General features: G+C 39.3%; 11 protein-coding genes. 10 read left to right on the top strand and 1 reads right to left on the bottom strand.

Features of this window, described 5'->3' with window-relative positions:
- Positions 1–84: 84 nt before the first annotated feature.
- The 5 genes from AB669_RS20800 to AB669_RS20780 all read left to right on the top strand — a co-directional run bounded on the left by AB669_RS20800 (position 85) and on the right by AB669_RS20780 (position 9900).
- The gene (locus AB669_RS20800) at positions 85–3450 is read left to right on the top strand and encodes a TonB-dependent receptor (RefSeq protein WP_047801294.1); all 3366 of its coding nucleotides are present in this window, start codon (positions 85–87) and stop codon (positions 3448–3450) included.
- An 11-nt stretch (positions 3451–3461) separates the two neighbouring features.
- Positions 3462–4877 (top strand): RagB/SusD family nutrient uptake outer membrane protein, encoded by a 1416-nt coding sequence (locus tag AB669_RS20795; protein ID WP_047801293.1) that lies wholly within the window; start codon positions 3462–3464, stop codon positions 4875–4877.
- An 8-nt stretch (positions 4878–4885) separates the two neighbouring features.
- Positions 4886–7438 (top strand): zinc-dependent metalloprotease, encoded by a 2553-nt coding sequence (locus tag AB669_RS20790; protein ID WP_053058525.1) that lies wholly within the window; start codon positions 4886–4888, stop codon positions 7436–7438.
- Between the two features lie 61 nt (positions 7439–7499).
- The gene (locus tag AB669_RS21700; protein WP_197082463.1) at positions 7500–8540 is read left to right on the top strand and encodes a TlpA disulfide reductase family protein; all 1041 of its coding nucleotides are present in this window, start codon (positions 7500–7502) and stop codon (positions 8538–8540) included.
- A gap of 118 nt (positions 8541–8658) precedes the next feature.
- Positions 8659–9900: an amidohydrolase family protein gene (locus AB669_RS20780; protein ID WP_047801292.1), complete on the top strand. Its 1242-nt coding sequence runs from the start codon at positions 8659–8661 to the stop codon at positions 9898–9900.
- A 94-nt stretch (positions 9901–9994) separates the two neighbouring features.
- On the opposite strand, the gene AB669_RS20775 is transcribed toward AB669_RS20780, so the two are convergent.
- A complete protein-coding gene (locus tag AB669_RS20775) occupies positions 9995–10747 on the bottom strand; it encodes an SDR family NAD(P)-dependent oxidoreductase (protein WP_047801291.1) in 753 nt (250 codons plus the stop codon).
- A 228-nt stretch (positions 10748–10975) separates the two neighbouring features.
- Between AB669_RS20775 and AB669_RS20770 the strand changes: the two genes are divergently transcribed.
- The 5 genes from AB669_RS20770 (at position 10976) to AB669_RS20750 (ending at position 19647) form a co-directional block, all read left to right on the top strand.
- Positions 10976–12523, top strand: coding sequence for a glycosyl hydrolase family 28 protein (locus AB669_RS20770; RefSeq protein ID WP_053058523.1), 1548 nt, complete (start codon positions 10976–10978; stop codon positions 12521–12523).
- A gap of 310 nt (positions 12524–12833) precedes the next feature.
- Positions 12834–13427 (top strand): RNA polymerase sigma factor, encoded by a 594-nt coding sequence (locus tag AB669_RS20765; RefSeq protein ID WP_047801290.1) that lies wholly within the window; start codon positions 12834–12836, stop codon positions 13425–13427.
- A gap of 89 nt (positions 13428–13516) precedes the next feature.
- The gene (locus AB669_RS20760; RefSeq protein ID WP_047801289.1) at positions 13517–14662 is read left to right on the top strand and encodes a FecR family protein; all 1146 of its coding nucleotides are present in this window, start codon (positions 13517–13519) and stop codon (positions 14660–14662) included.
- Positions 14663–14955: 293 nt separating this feature from the next.
- Positions 14956–18249: a SusC/RagA family TonB-linked outer membrane protein gene (locus AB669_RS20755; protein WP_197082462.1), complete on the top strand. Its 3294-nt coding sequence runs from the start codon at positions 14956–14958 to the stop codon at positions 18247–18249.
- A gap of 12 nt (positions 18250–18261) precedes the next feature.
- On the top strand, positions 18262–19647 hold the full coding sequence (locus AB669_RS20750) for a RagB/SusD family nutrient uptake outer membrane protein (protein WP_053058521.1): 1386 nt from the start codon (positions 18262–18264) through the stop codon (positions 19645–19647).
- Positions 19648–19688 lie beyond the last annotated feature (41 nt).

Genomic DNA, 19688 nt, shown 5'->3' with positions numbered 1-19688 from the left:
GCCAGAAGTGGTGGAACACCTCCGGCTTAGGATTTTTAGAGCTCAAAATCAATCGACTGACTAATAAACTTTAAAACCAAACAAATGTACAAATTTTACCCAAACAAACTGGGTGGGGCATCTGTCCGTATCCAAAAATTTCTACTGATTATGCGTGTAACTACGTTCCTGTTATTGGCCGTAATGATGCAGGTAAGTGCAACTACACTTGCGCAAAGGGTTACTATTAATCAAAAAAATGCCAATTTAACTGATGTATTCAAAGTGATTAGAATACAAACAGGTTACGATTTTATTTACGATCAGGATTTAGTTTCTAAATCTACACCAGTAAATATCAATGTTAGCAACACAGAAATCAACGAAGTACTAAAACGCTGCTTAGTTAATCAATCACTCACTTATACTATTAAAGATAAAACTGTAATTATTCAGGAAAAAGCCTTTCTGGATAAGGTTACCGGTTATTTTGATAACATTACTGTTTCTGGTACGGTGCTGGATGAAACCGGTACGCCCTTACCCGGTGTGGTGATCAAAGTAAAAGGCACCAGTAGATCAACGATATCTGGAAACAACGGTAAGTTTTATATTGCTGCTACTGATGAAAATCCGACTCTTGTTCTGTCTTATATTGGTTATAAAACTTTAGAAGTGACTGCTACACAAAGCTTAATAGTAAAAATGGTTTTAGATCCTGCAAAGCTGGATGAAATTATGGTGATTGGTTATGGTACAACCACACGCCGCCTTAATACAGGTTCGCAGGTTGGAATCAGTGCAGACGAAATAGCTGATCAGCCGGTTACCAATGTTTTACAGGCGCTGCAAGGACGTCTTGCAGGTGTTACCATAACACAAACCAATGGTTTACCAGGTGCAGGTATTAACATTCAGGTTAGAGGTGCAAATGCAATCGGATTAAATGGTGTAAAAGCAAATCGTCCTCTGTATATTATTGATGGTGTACCTTTTCTTTCCGAACCTATTAATACAGCTTCTTTTATATCAACTGCAACTTCAACATCTGCCTTGCCATCTGCAGAAGGAAATACCAGTCCGATGAACACAATTAATCCCTCTGATATCGAAAGTATCGAAGTGTTAAAGGATGCCGATGCTACTGCTATTTACGGATCAAGAGGAGCCAATGGTGTAATTTTAATTACAACCAAAAAAGGAAAGGCCGGAGCAACAAAATTTAACGTAAATGCTTCATCAGGAGTTTCAGAAGTTACACATTTTGTAGAAACTGTGGGAACTGAGCAATATCTTGCCTTGAGAAGAAAAGCCTTTGCAAACAATACCACCAATCCGGCAACTCCAAGTGTAACCACAGCTCCCGATCTATTGGTTTGGGACCAGAACGGGTATACCGATTTTCAGAGGTATATGCTTGGAAATACTGCTAAAACACATGATGTTAATACAAGTTTATCTGGTGGAGATAACCGTACTAATTTTTACCTGAGCGGAACATACCATAAGGAAGGTAATGTGTATCCTGGCGATCAGGGATATCAGAGAGGAGGTGGTAAATTCAACCTGAACCACAGTTCACTTGATCAGCGTTTCAGTTTATCCTTATCTGCAATGTATTCTACAGATAAGAACAATATTTCAACAACAGATTTAGCTAGCTGGGCTTACGCACTACCTCCAAACTTCCCTTTATACAAGGCAGATGGAAGTTTTAACTGGGATGGGGGGATTAGCAATCCATTGGCATATTTAAACCAAACCAACGATAACCGTACCTCTAACCTGTTGACTAATTTGTTGTTGAAATACAATATTGCAAAAGGACTGGATTTTAAAACCAGTTTGGGATATAGTAAAACTGATATGACTCAGATAGCCCTCAGGCCACTAACGTCACTTAATCCAAATTTTACACCAACATCGGGTACTGCCAGCTATGTGTATAATTATACCAATAACTATATACTGGAACCGCAGTTAACGTACACCCGTAAAATCTGGAAAGGTACATTAAATGCACTTGCAGGTGGTTCTTATCAGTTCAAGCAATCAAAAATGCCATATAGTACTTCTGCATCAGGATTCTCGTCAGATGATTTCTTAAGAACCTCTACAGCAGCAACTACTGTAAGTACAACAAGTAGCTCTATCGATTATAAATACACTTCACTGTTTGGACGTGTGAATTATAATTTAATGGATAAGTACATTCTGAATGTAAATTACAGAAGAGACGGATCATCGAGATTTGGTCCTAATAACAAATTCGGAAACTTTGGTTCGGTCGGTGGCGCCTGGATTTTCTCTGAGGAAGATTTCTTGAAAAATAAATTCAGCTGGTTTAGCTTTGGTAAACTCCGTGGCAGTTACGGTATTGTTGGTAGTGATGATATTGGCGACTACGGATATTTTGACTCTTATACTGCATCAACTTATAATTATGCCGGATCTACAGGCTTAAATCCATCACGTCTGGCTAATCCTGATTATAAATGGGAAGAAACTAAAAAACTGGACATAGGTTTAGAGTTAGCTTTCTTTAAAGATCGTTTGTCGATCACCGGATCATATTATCGTAATAGAACCAGTAATCAGTTAATTAATCAGACTGTAAGTACACAAACCGGATTTTCTGGTTATCAAAGTAATCTGCCTGCAACAGTACAGAACTCAGGATGGGAAATTACCTTAACAAGCACGAACATCAAGAACAAGGATTTTAACTGGATTACATCTTTCAATATCAGTGCGAACCGCAATAAATTACTCTCGTTTCCCGACATTGAAAAATCTTCTTATTATACAACTTATATCGTAGGAAATCCGATCAGTTCCTATTATGTTTATCAGTATGCAGGTATAAATCCGGCAACTAACTTACCCATGTTTACCGATTTTAATGGCGTTGGCGGGGTAAACAGCCCAACAACAGGTTTTGCTGCAACAGGCCGTGGCGACCGTTATTTTGCAGGAACATCTTATCCTAAATTTTTCGGCGGTATTACCAACAGTCTTTCTTACAAAAAGCTTACTTTAGATTTTACCTTCCAATTTGTTAAGCAGCAGGGTAGAAGCTTGCTTACTTCATCATTCTACCCTCCTGGATACTTTAGCAATGCTGCATTAAGTGTAGTAAATGATTACCTGGCACTTGGCTCTCAGGACTATCTTGTATCGGCAGGAACACGTGGTGCAGCAGGATCTGCAGCTTACCTCGCTTATTCTTACTACACTGGTTCTGACGCTTCGGTTGTTGATGCCTCTTTTATCAGGTTGAAAAACGTAAACATATCTTACTCACTGCCTACCAAATGGCTATCGAAAGATACAGGCACACAGCTCCGTGTTTACCTACAGGCACAAAACCTGTTCACCATTACCAATTATGAAGGTTTCGATCCTGAATCGCAGGGTGTAGTAACACCACCATTGCGTACGATAACCGGAGGTTTACAATTCACTTTTTAATCTCAAACATCATGTCAAAATCGATATATAAAATAATGGCCATAATGATGGCTTTAACCGCAATAGTTAATACAGGATGTGAAAAACTTATTGAAATCGATCCTCCTGTAAACCAGGTGACTACTGATTTGGTTTTTGCATCCGATAAACTTGCAACCAGTGCCCGTTCGGCATTGTTCAGCACATTATCACAAACTTCTACCCAAAATAATAACATAACCCTTTACAGTTCTTTGCAAGCTGATGATTTGCTTTATCTTGGAACGGCTGCAGGTTTTCAGGAGTTAAATAACAACACCTATTCTAATGTAAGCACCAGTCATCCTACGGTGTTTGCTGAGTGGTACACTGTTATTTACCGTGCAAATGCTATTATTTTAGGCCTGCAAAATACGTCAGGAACATCTGATGCCATCAAAAAACAATATACTGCAGAAGCTAAGTTTGTACGGGCTTACTGTTATTTTAACCTTATAAATGAATTTGGAGATGTGCCCCTGGTTTTAGTAACCGACCCAAACATCACCGCATTTCAGGCAAGAGAAACTACTGCAAATGTTTATAATCAGATCATAGCAGATTTAACTGATGCGAAGGCAAATTTACTTAGCGATTATTCGGCAACATCGGGCGACAGGATAGGGGTTAATAAATTTACTGCGGCAGCACTTCTGGCCCGTGTTTATATGTTCACAAATAATTACGCAGCTGCAGAATCAAATGCATCAGAGGTAATCGCTTCATCACAGTATAGTTTAATCCCAAAAGCCAGTATTGCAGCAGGTTTGTTTATAAAAAACAGTACCGAAAGTATCTGGCAAACTCCGCCACCGGTAGCGGCAACAAACCAATATACCAACGAAGCTACAACTTTTATTCCATCAACATTAACTACCTTGAGTACTTATAATTACAGAATAGATCCACGATTGATCCAGTTGTTTTTAACTACAGATCAGCGTCGGATAAGCTGGATGGCTAGCACAACATTTTCCGGCGAAACCTATAGCTATCCGTTTAAATACAAGTATCGTACTCAGGCGTTGGCAGTAGCCGCAGGTATTACGGAGTATCAAATCGTAATGCGTTTAGCTGAGCAATATTTGATCAGGGCAGAGGCACGCGCCAGAATGGGCATGAACTTAAGCGGATCTTTAAACGATTTGAATACTATTCAAAACAGGGCTGGCGCAACGCTGAGTACTTCAACTGATGCGGCTACGCTGATCAATGATATTGCATTGGAAAACCGCAAAGAATTTTTCTGTGAACAAGCATATCGCTGGTATAATTTGAAACGTACCGGACAAGCAGATGCCGTTTTGTCGGCCATTAAAACAAGTTACACTCCTAAATCAAAATTATTCCCGATTCCACAGGCAGCTATAGATGCCAACTATAATTTAACACAAAACCCAGGTTACTAAACATACAAATGAACACAAGAAACCACTTTAAGGTCAGGTATTTTTACCTGGCCTTAGCCATCGGCATGCTTGGTGCAACCGCCCAATCATGCAGTATTTTGAAAAAGAAGAAGAAAGCTACCGTGGCAACAGCAGTTGCACCAAAGCCTAAAACCGATTCGCTTAAAAATCCTATAAAGCCTTATGCAGAAGTAATTACTTCAAAAGCGGTAACACAAAAAGGACTGTTTACAGTTCATAAAATTGCGGATAAATATTTCTTTGAAATTTCCAATAAGTTGCTTAATAAGGAAATTTTGGCTGTTAACAGGTTAAGCAAATCTACTCCTGGTGCAGGTAATTACGGTGGCGAAGAGGTAAGCTCCAGGGTAATTTACTGGGAATTAGGTCCGTCAAATAAACTATTCCTTAAGGTATCGGCAACGGTAAGTGTAGCCGATTCGACAGATATGATCTCAAAAGCCGTGGCCAGCTCAAACATGAACCCGATTATGGCGGCTTTCCCAATTAAAGCGAAGGGAAAAGATTCTTCATCTGTTGTGATTGATGTAACGGACTTTCTTTTAAGTGAAACTCCATTATTGTCTTTTGACGCTGAAAATAAAAAAGCTTACAATCTGGCCGCACAGGTGGCAGACCGCTCTTACATTGAAAGTGTAAAAAGTTTTCCTATTAACACAGAGGTTAAAACCATCAGAACTTACACTTCATTTGCCGGACGTTTACCAGCTACAAGCGAGGCAGGTGCCATTACTTTGGGAATGAATACCTCATTTGTAATGCTTCCCGAAATACCCATGCGCAAGAGAATGTACGATGCCCGGGTAGGTTTCTTTGCCAGTGCCAATATCAGGTATAAAGACGACCAGCAGAAGGTAGAACAGGAAGCTTTTATTCACCGTTGGAGGTTAGAACCCAAAGAAGAAGACATCGAAAAGTTTAAAAAAGGCGAACTGGTAGAACCTAAAAAACAAATAGTTTATTATATCGATCCGGCTACCCCAAAAAAATGGAGACTTTATTTAATTGCAGGTGTAAACGACTGGCAAAAAGCATTTGAACAGGCCGGTTTTAAAAATGCCATTGTGGCTAAAGAATGGCCGGAAGCAGACACCACCATGAGCCTGGACGATGCACGCTTCTCGGTGATCCGTTATTTTGCTTCACCTCAGCAAAATGCCTATGGCCCAAACATTGCCGATCCGCGTACAGGCGAAATCATTGAAAGCCATATCGGATGGTACCATAACGTAATGAACCTGGTGCACAGATGGTATATGATCCAGGCAGGAGCCATCGATCCAAGGGCACGCAAAAACAAATTCGATGATGAATTAATGGGCCAGTTGATCCGTTTTGTTTCCTCTCACGAAATTGGTCATACATTAGGCCTACGTCATAACATGGGCGCAAGCAGTACTGTGCCGGTTGAAAAACTGAGAGATAAAAAATGGGTAGAAGCTCATGGGCATACGCCGTCTATCATGGATTATGCACGTTTCAATTACGTAGCGCAGCCTGAAGACCATATCAGCGAATCCGGGATTTTTCCTCGTATTAATGATTACGACAAATGGGCAATTCAGTGGGGTTACAAGCCGATTTTTGGAACTGCAAATGCTGCAGAAGACAAGAAAATATTAAACAAAATTACCATCGATAGTCTTGCTTCGAATAAAAGGCTTTGGTTTGGTGGCGAAGGTAGAGATCAGGATCCGCGTTCTCAATCCGAAGATTTAAGCGATGATAACATCAAGGCCGGTCTGTATGGAATTAAGAACCTGAAAAGAATAGTTCCACAACTGATTAACTGGACCAGGGAAGATGGAGAAGATTATTCGGACCTTAAGGAGATGTACAAAGAAGCAGTTGGTCAGTATAGCCGCTATGCTTTCCATGTGCTTAAAAATCTTGGTGGTGTAATGGTTACAGAGAAAACATACGACCAGCCCGGCGCTGTTTATCAGCCGGTAAGTCTTGCCCGTCAGAAAGAAACCATTAAGTTCTATAACGAGCAGGTATTTGCTACACCAAAATGGTTGCTCAATAAAGATATCCTGAACAAAATAGATCCTGGTTTTTCTTTTAACGATGTTCAGATCGTACAGCAGGGAGTAGTGGCATCGGTAACTTCACAAACCCGCTTGTATAGAATGATGATTAACCAACGCGATTATGGTAAGGGTGCCTATTCTCCGCGAGAGTGGTTAAAAGATCTTAAGGCGGGTATTTTTAGCGAACTAATCAGCGGTAAAGCTACAGATGAATATCGCCGTGCTTTACAGAAAATGTATGTAGGAAGTATCATTACCATGTATAACAAACGCTTCGCATTGCAGGGATCTACTGATAATATTCTGGCCTCTGTAACCCCTACAGATGTTTTACTTTACTCTAATGTGAAGTCGCTCGCTTTCGCACACCTTAAAGATCTGCGTAAGGATATTACTAATGGAATTTCTAAAACCAGCGATTATGATACTAAAATCCACTATCAGTACTTAAAGCAGATGTTGGATAAAATAGTAAACGAATCGCCGATTCCGGGTTTAAATTACTAAGGCTTAACAACCATATATCATGCTGAAAAATAGTAAAAAAATCACTTTCCAAATATTAGTAATGATGATATGTTCTTCTGTGTATGCGCAACAATTTGCGCGTTGCACAGGAAACATAAAGGGGATTGGCAAGGGATATGTGTCATTTTCTTATGAGCTGAATGATCAGGTATATAAAGATTCGGTGAGTGCCGTTAAGGATTCATTTGCCATCAGAATTCCCTTAACTGAAACCGTAATCTGCACTTTGTCAACGTCGGTAAATCAGCAAATCAGAATTTTTTTGCTCGAAAATAGTCCGATTAAAATAAGTGGGGATATCAGTAAAGTATATGCGCTCGAAGTTTCTGGTTCAAAAGAAAATGATCTTTTCAACGGCTATAAGGCAGCTTTATTAGCAATACCCGGAAAGAGACCCGCTTTAACCGGAAATCACGAAGCGGATAGGGAAACATTGGAGCAATACAATGTATCGTATCAAAAATTAAAGGATAGCGTGCTGAACGCATTTATTTCAGGCAATGCCAGACATGTATGTAGTTCCATCGCTGTTTTTGATATGTATGTGGTTTATCCTGACCACGAAAAAGCCAGGCTGGCCTATGCAACACTGGATAGCAATGTCCACAAGAGTTCTTATGGCGTTCGTATTAAACAATTTATCGATGCGGTAAGTGTTACTGGAATTGGTGCAGCTGCACCAGCATTTGCGCTTGCCGACAGGAATGGAAAAGTACATTCGCTAGGTGATTTCAGGGGCAAATATGTTTTAATTGATTTTTGGGCAAGCTGGTGCGGACCATGCCGCCTGGAAAACCCTAACCTGATCAATGCCTACCAAAAATTTAATGATAAAGGCTTTACGATTGTTGGTTTATCTATGGACAGTTCGAAAGAAAACTGGTTAAAAGCTGTTGAGCAGGATAAGTTACTTTGGCTTCAGTTAAATGATCCTAAAACAACCAATGGCAAAACAGCAGAAATATATGGTGTAAAAAGCCTTCCTGCTAACTTTTTAGTTGATCCTTCGGGAAAGATTATCGCAAGAAATTTACGCGGTGATGCATTGGAAAAGCAATTGTCTGCCATTTTCGGAAAGTAAAATATTTAAAATTAACAACCGGGTAGAAACGGTTTTTTAGTTAATAGTTAGTGATGACAATGCAGGATGATGGATGTCTCCTGCATTTTTTGATTAATATCCCATTAATACCATAAATATGAAAATAGTAAATATTGTTGTTTACCTGATTTTAACTGTTCTGCTCTCAATCTATAATCCATCTGTAAACATGGCTCAGGAGAAACAGGATGTATATCTTACTTTAAAACATGCCAATATTATAGATATAGAAAAAGGCAGGGTGATGAGTGATATGACGGTTTTAATTAAAAATGACCTCATAGCATCTGTTTATAAGGGAAATAGAACCAAAGGAGAGGTAATAGATATTCAGCACAAATACCTGGTGCCTGGTCTGGTTGATTCGCATGCACACGTAACCAATATCAGCGGATCACCCATCGAAAGATCGTATAAGGTACTTGATTACCTGCTCAAACACGGAATTACCACCATCCGCGATGCCGCAGGGAACGGGGCAATTATGCAGAAGGTTCAGGCCGATGTAAATCACGATATCAAAACAGGTGTCGATATTTATTATGCTGCCTTTATGGCGGGCGATTGGTACTACAACCGCGATCAGCATATCCGAAAAGAACCTTATCATCCATGGGAACAACTGATAGTGCCGGGAACAAACCTCGACAGTGCTATGAAAGCTGCTAAGGAGTGCGGTGCAACAGGGGTAAAGTTGTATCATTCTTTTGATGGTACTTTTTTGAAGGAGGTAGCCGCTGCTGCAAAAAGAAACGGCTTGCTGGTTTGGGGACATGCCATGATGTATCCTGCAAGGCCTTTGGAAGTGGTGAGGGCAGGTGTTCAAGTTATATCGCATGCCAGTATGTTGTCGGCATTGATAAATGATCCGAAAATGAATTATAGAAAAGTTCCCCAAGCCTATAAGGACAGTGTTGGAAGCCGCATAGACGTATCGGAACTGGCCGGGGAAATGAAACGTAGAAATGTAATTCTCGATGCCACACTAACCGTTTCGGAAGTTAAGGAACAATGGATATTTGAACTGGTTAAAAAGCTTCATCAAATGGGCGTTAAAATTTCTGCAGGCACCGATAAAATTACCGTGCTTACCAATCCATATCCATTTTTGATTGAAGAACTCAATTATTTTGTAAACGACTGCGATTTTACCCCGGCCGAAGCACTGAAAGCCGCAACCTTGATTTCGGCTGAAACGATTGGTCAGGATAAAAATATCGGTAGTATTAAAGTTGGTAAAAAAGCTGATCTGCTTGTTACCGAGCAGAATCCTTTGGAAGATATCAACGGGTTAAAAAAGTTATCAATGATTATCAAGCATGGGAAAGTTATTAATTGAGTGAAGGACTGAATAGTTGGGTTTTCTCGAAAGAAGATAAAAAAAAGCGCAATAAATATTCATCGCGCTTTTTTTATGTTCTATATCTTTAATGCTAGATTGCAGTATATCCGCCATCGGCAATGATATAACTTCCTGTAGTAAATGTTGATTTATCTGAGCTTAAAAAGGCAACCAGATCTGCAATTTCCTGCACTTTACCCAATCTGTTGATCGGACTTTTAGCTGCGATTGCGTCTTGCATTTCCTGACTAAGGTTTGCACTCAGTAGTGGTGTTTCAATATAACCCGGGCCTACAGCATTACACCTGATGTTTTTCTGCGCATATTCGGCGGCAATATTTTTAGTAAGTCCAACTACAGCATGTTTTGAGGCGGTATAAGCCGGACTATTCGGTGCAGCAACTTGTCCGTGAATAGAAGCGATATTGATGATTGAACCACCACCGTTCTTCTCCATTTGTTGTAACTGATATTTACAGGCATAGAAAACGCCATTTAAATTAAGTGCAATCACGCGATCCCATTCTTCAGGTTCATAATCACCTGTTAGTTTTGCAGGCCCGCCAATTCCAGCATTATTACAGGCAATGTCAAGGCGGCCATATTTGGCTACTACTGCTTCGACCAGCGACTTATTTTCTTCCGCTTTTGAGGCGTCAGATTTTACTGCGAAAGCTTCGCCTCCATTTTCCTGTATCAATTTTACGGTTTCATTTGCATGTTCTTCGTTGATGTCGGACACAACTACTCTAGCACCTTCCTGTGCATAAGTGATGGCAATGGAGCGACCAATTCCTGAACCTGCGCCAGAAACAACCGCTACTTTATTTTCTAATAATGACATATTGTTTTGTGTTAAATTCTATGTAAAAAACGGGATTGTAGCCTGAATGTTTGTCAGCATAATGTGTTTTAACATTAAATAACTCCATTAGTTGAAAGCACTATTCTACAATAAACGGCAGCGTTACTATAAGAATTTACAGGGCAGTACATAGCAGGATGGATTATTCTGAGAGTACACTATATTTGTTGGAATTGATAGCCAATCATTTTCATAACCAGATATATTATGCCAAAAATTCAATACCTCCTTGCGATTACATTTTTCCTGTTTACTCTTTTTTTATCGCCAGCCGTAGTTAACGCGTTTGATACCAGTAAATTTAATTTGTTGATCGCACCAGGTACATTATCTGAACGATCGGTTACGCTGATATGGGAAAAGCAGGATGAAGCTAAGTCATTGGGTTACGAGATTGTGGTGAACAATAAGAGAGTTAGTTATTGTGGCAAAACCAATTTTACAATTACCGAATTAAAACCTAATACATGGTACATTGCGAAAGTGTTGATAAAAGGGAAAGCAAGGGCAAGTTACTTAAGCAATAGTATTCGATTTAAAACAATGGTATCAGGAAAAATCTTTAATATTTTAAGTTACGGTGCAGTGGCAGACAGCACAAGGATCAATACGAAATCCATTCAGGCTGCCATTGACGCCTGTTCAGCGGGAGGTACAGTATTCATTCCGAGAGGCACGTTTTTATCCGGCGCTTTACATTTAAAGAGTAACATGACATTAAAAATAGAGGAGGGGGGAGTATTAAAAGGGACGCAGGTTCCGGAAGACTACCTGCCAATGATTTTGAACCGCTTTGAAGGCTGGGAAATGAAAACTTACGCCAGCTTATTAAATGCAGGAACGCTTAACCGTGACGGGAGTTACAATGTCAGAAATTTAACCATTACCGGAAAAGGTAAAATTGTAGGTGGTGGACGAAAGCTTGGTGAGGCCATGACTAAAGCCAATGGGATCAGAAGCAGAGGGCGTTTAATCTGTTTAATGAACGCCCAAAATGTAAGTATTTCAGGACTTACCGTTACCGAACCGCCATGCTGGACTATCCATTACATCTATAGTGATGACATAAGTTGCTATAATTTAAATATCATTACTAAAAACATCAGAAATGGCGATGGTATAGACCCTGATTCTTCAACTGATTCCTATATTTTTAATTCTACTTTTGATACGGGGGATGATTGCATTGCCATCAAATCTGGCAAGAACCCCGAAGGATTCTTAATAGCAAAGCCAACGAAAAATGTTCGTATAACTGATTGTGATTTCAAAAATGGGCACGGAATATCTATTGGCAGTGAAATGTCGGGCGGGGTAAGTGATGTATTGGTGCAAGACTGTAAAGCAGGGAAACTCCTTCATGGTATGCAGATTAAAGGGACTAAAGATAGGGGAGGTTACGTTAGGAATGTAACTGTTGCCGATTGTGAGCTGATGAAAATCACCATATTCTCTGCAGTAAATTATAATAATGATGGCGAGCCGGCAACAGAAATCCCAACTTTCGAAAACTTTGTATTCAGGAATATTGATATGTCAATCGCTGTTCCGAACGGCGTAATAATTGATATCAATGGTTTTGAAGATGTTTCGCATCGGTTAAATAACGTATCGTTCAGTAATATTATACTACCGGAAAATGCAAAAGTAAATGTGACAAATGCCGAGGATATTCAGTTTAATAAGGTGAAATCAATATCAGGCATGTTACCTACATATAAGTTTGTAAATGTGGGCACAATAATTAAGGATTGATTTATCATATACTATTAGAATTGCGACGTCTTGTTATACAATAATTTCTCGCAGATCGCGCAGATTTCGCTGATCTTTTAGATTTATTATGCCATGAGACTTCTTCATAAAATCCAATCTGCGGCATTTGGGAGATCTCCGGGTAACATAGTAATAGAGTTCGTGGATAAAGATTTTTTAACTAAACCGATTTAAGTCCACAAATAAATGTCTTGCCGAAATAATGTCTATTAATTTTGTAGTTATTTTTTTGTTTTGACATTGAAATAGTGTTTAAACTCTGTTCAAATCCTTATATTCGTCTCATTGTATGGCGTCTGTAAACGAATTATCGGATAATGACTTGCTACTGCGTTTAAAAAACGGGGAGCACACAGCCTTTACAGAAATCTATAATCGATTTTGGGAAAAGATGATGAATCACGCTGTCAAACTCACCAAATCAGAAGATGAAGCCGCTGATATTGTACAGGAGATTTTTGTATCCATCTGGAACCGTAAGGAATCTTTGGAAGTTAAAGGGCCGCTTGCAGCTTACCTGATTAAATCAGTCCGTAATCTATCATTAAAGTATATCGAAAAGAATATACATAAGGAAAATTTTATCGAGCGCCTCGGATATCATTTTGAAAACACTACAGCGCAAACTGAAGATGACATTTCTGTAAAAGAACTTCAGGAAAATATTGATACAGCGGTTTCGAAACTACCTGGGAAGATGCGGCAAGTTTATGTTTTGAGCCGTGATGAACAGCTTTCTCATAAGGAAATTGCTCAAAAACTTGGGATATCGGAATTAACTGTTAAGAAACAGATTAATAATGCGCTTAAACTGATTGCAAAATCGTTGAAATTGAATCTATCAGGGACAATGCTAGTGCTTTTTGCGCATCTTTTAAAATAATTTTATTTTTTTCTAAAATAAATCTACTACCAAAGTCCTCTTTTCGGAATATAGTATTGTAAGGCGTCCTCTAGCTTGCCTAAATACCTATGAAAACCGAACAAGTTAAAGAACTTTTAAAGCGTTATAATGACGGACAGGCAAGTGTGAAGGAAGCCGATGCCGTTAACGATTGGGTGGAACAAGAGCTTGAACAAACTAGCTGGAATAAGTCTGAAGAAGATAAGGTAGCTTTTGGTATCGCATTAAAACTAAAAATTGATGCTCAAATTAACCTAGGTTCAGAAAAGGAAGCAAGCGGCACGAATTCCCTTAAGGTGACGAGGTTTCGAATGATCTCAGCCATTGCAGCAGCTATAGCGATTGTGCTGTTAGGTACCATTGTTTTCTGGAGAATGAGGAACGAAGACGCTTCCCGCCGATATGCAAATGATATTGCTCCAGGTAAAAACACAGCGGTTCTTAAATTGGCCAATGGACAGAAAATCAATCTTGATGAAAGAAATGGTACGCTTGATACGCTGAACGGAATTAAAATAGAAAAGGCTGCAAACGGTGTTGTTGTGTTCACCATTCTCGATCGTAATGCGGACGCAAGCAACCAGAAGAACACCATTGAAACCCCAGCTGGCGGACAGCATCAGGTGGTACTGGCCGACGGAACAAAGGTATGGTTGAATGCAGCCAGTTCCTTAACGTTTCCGGGCGAGTTTGGTGGGCAACAAAAACGTATAGTTAGTTTAACTGGGGAAGCCTATTTTGAGGTGACAAAAGATAAAACCCATCCGTTTTTGGTCGAGACTGCAAAACAGGAAGTCGAAGTATTGGGAACCCATTTTAATATCAATGCTTATTCTAATGAAGATAATATTAAAACAACTTTGCTCGAAGGTTCAGTTCAGGTTTCGGCAAGCGGGCAACATGAGGTTTTGTCACCTAATCAGCAATCTGTATTTAGAAACAATGCTTTACAGGTTAGTGAAATCGATCCGGCATTGGCTATCGATTGGAAAAACGGAGAATTCCGTTTCAAAGATGAACCACTTGAAAGTATTCTACGCAAATTGTCACGCTGGTATGGTGTACGTTTTGTAAGTGAGCTGGATGAAAATAACACTCCATCGTTTACAGGCTCTGTATCCCGCTTTGATAACATTTCTTCGGTACTTACCATGCTCGAAGAAACAGGCAACATCCGTTTTTTTATCAAAAATAAAATAATTACCGTAAAATAAAACACTGCCTAAAGGATTAACCACCCTTTATAAATAATAAAAATAAACAACTAACTAAAAACCACAACATGAAAAGAAAACTACCAGCCGCGGCGTAACATGAGCAGGTTTTTTAAGCAAAAAAGCCACGAAAGTGTTACCAGCACTTCCATGGCCATAAAGCTGAGTTAACCCTTAAAAACAAATTTCTGAGATCCATTTACGCATTAACCCAAACAAACGAAAGTATGAATTTTAATCCTTTATTTCAAGGGAAGCTACACCTGTGCTTTCCTTCCAAACTACTACTGACCATGAAACTTACCATTGCCATCATGATTGCCTTTATGGTGCATGTAAGTGCTGCCAGTTTCTCTCAAAAACTAACTTTTTCGGCTAAAAATGTCAGCATTGAACGTGTATTTAAAGAAATAGAAAAACAAACCGAATACCGAATTTTATATACTACGCAAACACTTAACGATGCGACTAAAATCAATGTTGAGTTTAACAACACTCCGTTAGCCGAAGTAATTGATTATTGTTTGAAAAACAAGTCGTTAAGCTATAAAATTGAAGCTAAAACGGTGCTGATTAAAAAAGAAGAGAAATCATTTATTGATAAAATCGGCGCGATATTTACAGCATCCCGTTTCAACGGCCGGGTTGTAGATGAAAACAACAATCCGCTGGTTGGTGCCACAGTATTGGTAAAGGGTACTAAAAAATATGCACTAACAGGATCAACCGGGTCTTTTGTGCTGGAACTTAACGAAGGTGATGTTCTGGTAATTTCATACATCGGTTATGAAACCAAAGAGCTAAAAATTACAGGCGGTTTATTACAGAGCGGAGTAGCCAGTCTGATTGATATCAAACTAAGCGCATCGGCAGCCGCATTGGATCAGGTGCAGGTAATTGGTTATGGAAGTACTACAAAAAGATTGAATACGGGAGCGGTGAGCTCAATTACTTCGGGCGATATTGGTAAACAAACAGTGGAGAATCCTTTACTGGCTATGCAGGGAAGAATTTCCGGAGTTCAGATTACCCAGGATAACGGGTTGCCCGGAGCGGGAGTGAGGGTAAATATCCGTGGTTCAGCAACAGCACTTTCAGGAGCGGGTTTTATTCCGTTGTATGTGATTGATGGTGTGCCGTTTACTCTTTTTAATGCTGCACAACCTGCCACTGATAATTTGAATGCTTACGGAGTTTCGGCTGCGAACGGAGGTGTTAGTCCATTCAGTATGATTGCACCTGAAGATATTGAGCGTATTGATATTCTGAAAGATGCAGATGCTACAGCAATTTATGGATCACGTGGTTCTAACGGAGTGATTTTGATTACAACAAAAAAAGGAGGGAAAGGTAAAACTGCTTACAATTTTAATGTCAACAGTGGTATTTCAAATGTTTCGAACTACATTCCTATGATGAATACAGAACAGTATTTAGCCATGAGAAAAGCTGCCTTTGCAAGAACAAGTGTAACACCAACAGCAGCGAATGCACTGGATCTGACAGTTTGGGATCAAAATGCCTATACTGATTGGCAAAAATATTTTATTGGCCATACAGGACACATGACTAATGCTACGGGCTCAGTAACTGGTGGCAATGCGCAAAATTCTTTCATGTTCTCATCAACCTATCGCAAACAGGGTACAGTATATGGAGGCGATTTTGGTGCCACGACATTTTCAAGCAGGTTGAGTGCAGGACACAAAAGTGCAGATGGTAAGTTCAATATTGACGGCTCGGTTAACTATGCCTACATGAAAAACCTGATGCCGAATACAGATTTAAGTACCATCTATACCTTAGCACCAAATTATCCATTATACAATGCAAACGGGTCGGTAAACTGGACTTCAACCAGTCCACTGTCTTATTACCCTAAAACTACTGATGCACAAACAAGTAACCTGATCTCTAACGTTAATCTTTCGTATAAGATTATTAATGAATTGACAGTAAAAGCTAATTTAGGCTACAGTACCACGAGATTGAGGCAGCAGCAAATTAATCCTGCCAGCTCTCAGAATCCTGCGGCTTCACAGATAAGTTCGTTAAGATATACAGATAATAGCAATACGAACTATATTATAGAACCTCAGTTGCTTTATAATAAAAAAATAGGGGAAGGAAGTTTTGAAGCGTTAATAGGTATTACATTTCAGCAAACCAATACCGAGGGGATTTCATTAACTGGTACAGGTTATAGTAACGAAGCTCTGATTAATTCCCTTTTAGGTGCCTCTGCTGTTACTACAAATCTAAATTCCAATTCCATTTACAAATACAATGCAGTTTTTGGTCGTTTAAACTATAACTGGAAAGGGAAGTATATCGTTGACGGCACTTTCAGAAGAGATGGTTCTTCACGCTTTGGTAACAATAACAAATTCGGGAATTTTGGTGCTTTAGGAGCTTCATGGATATTTACTGAAGAAAACTTTATGAAAGATTTAACCTTTTTAAGTTTTGGTAAATTAAGAGCCAGTTACGGTGTAACAGGTAATGATCAGATTCCAAATTACCTGTATTATTCGCTTTATACGACATCGGGAACAAGCAGCAATTATGATGGAAACTCAACGTATGTTGCTTCAAATATTGAAAATCAGGACTTGAAATGGGAAAGCACTAAAAAGCTTGACATTGCTATCGAATTGGGATTTCTTAAGGACAGAATTTTACTAAAGGCCGATTATTATCGCAACAGGACTTCTAATATGTTGAACTATATCAGTACTCCTCTGCAAATTGGAACTTCAGGATATTATGCAAATCTTGATGCAACTGTTCAGAATAAAGGCTTCGAGTTTGAGTTGAATACCGTAAATGTTGCATCAGGCGACTTCAGATGGTCGACCAATATCAACATGACCATGTTGCGCAACAAGTTGCTGAAATTTGATAATCTGGCGAATACATCTTATGCCAGCAGTTATGTAATTGGTTTGCCGGTAGATATAACAAAAAGATACCAATACAATGGAGTAAATCCTCAAACGGGCTTGCCCACTTATCAGGACATAAATGGTGATGGTACCATTACTTTTGCAGGTGACAGGTATATTGTAAAATATGGACATCCTTATTTTGGTGGCATCAATAATAGTTTTAGCTATAAAGGATTAACGCTTGATTTTATGTTTCAATACAATCATCGTTATGGTGTGCTTAACCCAACTTTAACCTCAAGCCCTGCCGGTATTAATTATGTAAATCAAAGTACTGCAATATTGAACCGCTGGTCGGCCGTTGGTGATGTGGCATTGTATCCTGCGGCATCAACTTCTTCTGATGCGTCATATAATAACTTAACCTCATCAGATTTAAACTGGGGTGATGCTTCTTACTGGAAATTAAAGACTGTGAGCTTAAACTATACGCTTCCAAAGCAAATTGTGAGCAAGCTTAAATTATCAAACCTTAGTGTCTATGTACAGGGACAAAATATTTATACCTGGGCGAAACAAAAGTATGTATATGATCCGGATACGACGGTTCCGGGTACAGGTTCTGGTTTAGGAACAGGACAATATACCGCTATACCTCAGGTCAGAACAATTGTTTTCGGTATAAATTGCTCACTTTAATCTTAAGAAATCATGAAAATTAAATTTAATTTATACATCATAGCTGCTTCACTGTCACTTGTATTGTTGTCTTTTTCATCGTGCAAGAAATATGTTGAGGCAAAGCTGGCTACTAACTTAATTTCAAAAGATGATGCTTTTGCCAGTGATAACTCTGCAACCAGTGCAACATTGTCTCTTTACTCTAATTACTCATTCCTTAATTCTATTCAGTACGAAACATGGGCTTCGGGATTATCGGCTGATGAGTTGCAGAACACAACAGCAGTTTCTGATTATGTTCAATTCACACAAAATGTTGTTTCAACCACAAACGGAACATCCTCAAACTACATTTGGGGTTATTCTTATCAGGTGATCAGGTATGCTAATCTCATTATTGACGGATTGGATAAGACAAGCGGTGTGAGTGCTACTGTAAAAAATCAGCTTACCGGTGAAGCTAAGTTCTTCCGTGCATTTATGTTTCTTAACCTTGTTAATTTGTACGGAGGAGTTCCATTAACCACAGATCCGGTTGAGCTAAACAACGCCACTAAACCCAGGGCTTCTGTAGCTGAGGTTTATGCTCAGGTGATTAGTGATTTGAAGGATGCACAAAATCTGCTTCCAACAGCTTACGTGGGAACTGCTGCGCTTAGGGTGAGGGTAAATAAATGGGCAGCAACTGCACTTCTTGCAAGGGCATATCTTTACAATAAAGATTATGTAAATGCGGAAGCTGAAGCGACAAAAGTAATTGGCGCCGGTACTTATACTATGGCTACAACTGCAAATGCTTTTATAAATACCAGTAGTGAGACCATTTTACAATTATCTTCGTTATACGGTGCATCAGGGTTTACATCATACCGTACTACGAGTTCTGCGAACAACATTGTGCCTCCAATCTTTGTTTTGTCTGGTGCGTTCACAAAAGATTTTGAAATGAATGACAATCGTAAAACAACCTGGGTTGACTCTACCACTTATAACGCGGTAAAATATTACAGAATTAATAAATACAAGGTTCAAACGGCTACGGCGTCCACTTTAGGTAATGAATATACTGTGTTATTGCGTTTAGCAGAGCAATATTTAATCAGGGCAGAGGCCAGAGCGCAACAATCGAATATCACAGGTGCACAGGCTGATATTAACATTATTAGAGCCAGAGCTGGTTTAGGTAATACAACCGCATCTACTACCGCAGGATTACTTACCGCAGTGGCCAAGGAAAGAAAATTGGAATTATTCGGTGAATATAGTCACAGATGGTTTGATTTAAAAAGAATGGGATTAGCAGATGCTGTTTTGGGTTCGTTAAAGACCACGTATAAATCGAGCGCCCAATTATTCCCAATCCCATCAGACCAGATATTGCTAAACGCTAACCTTACCCAAAACCCGGGATATTAAATATTCTTCCCGCCGTTCTGTAATGATTGAATGGCGGGTTT

It is taken from the genome of Pedobacter sp. BMA (assembly GCF_001027745.1).
Lineage (GTDB): Bacteria > Bacteroidota > Bacteroidia > Sphingobacteriales > Sphingobacteriaceae > Pedobacter.
Note: the sequence above shows the minus strand (reverse complement) of the source record. Positions and strands in the feature narration are given on the sequence as shown.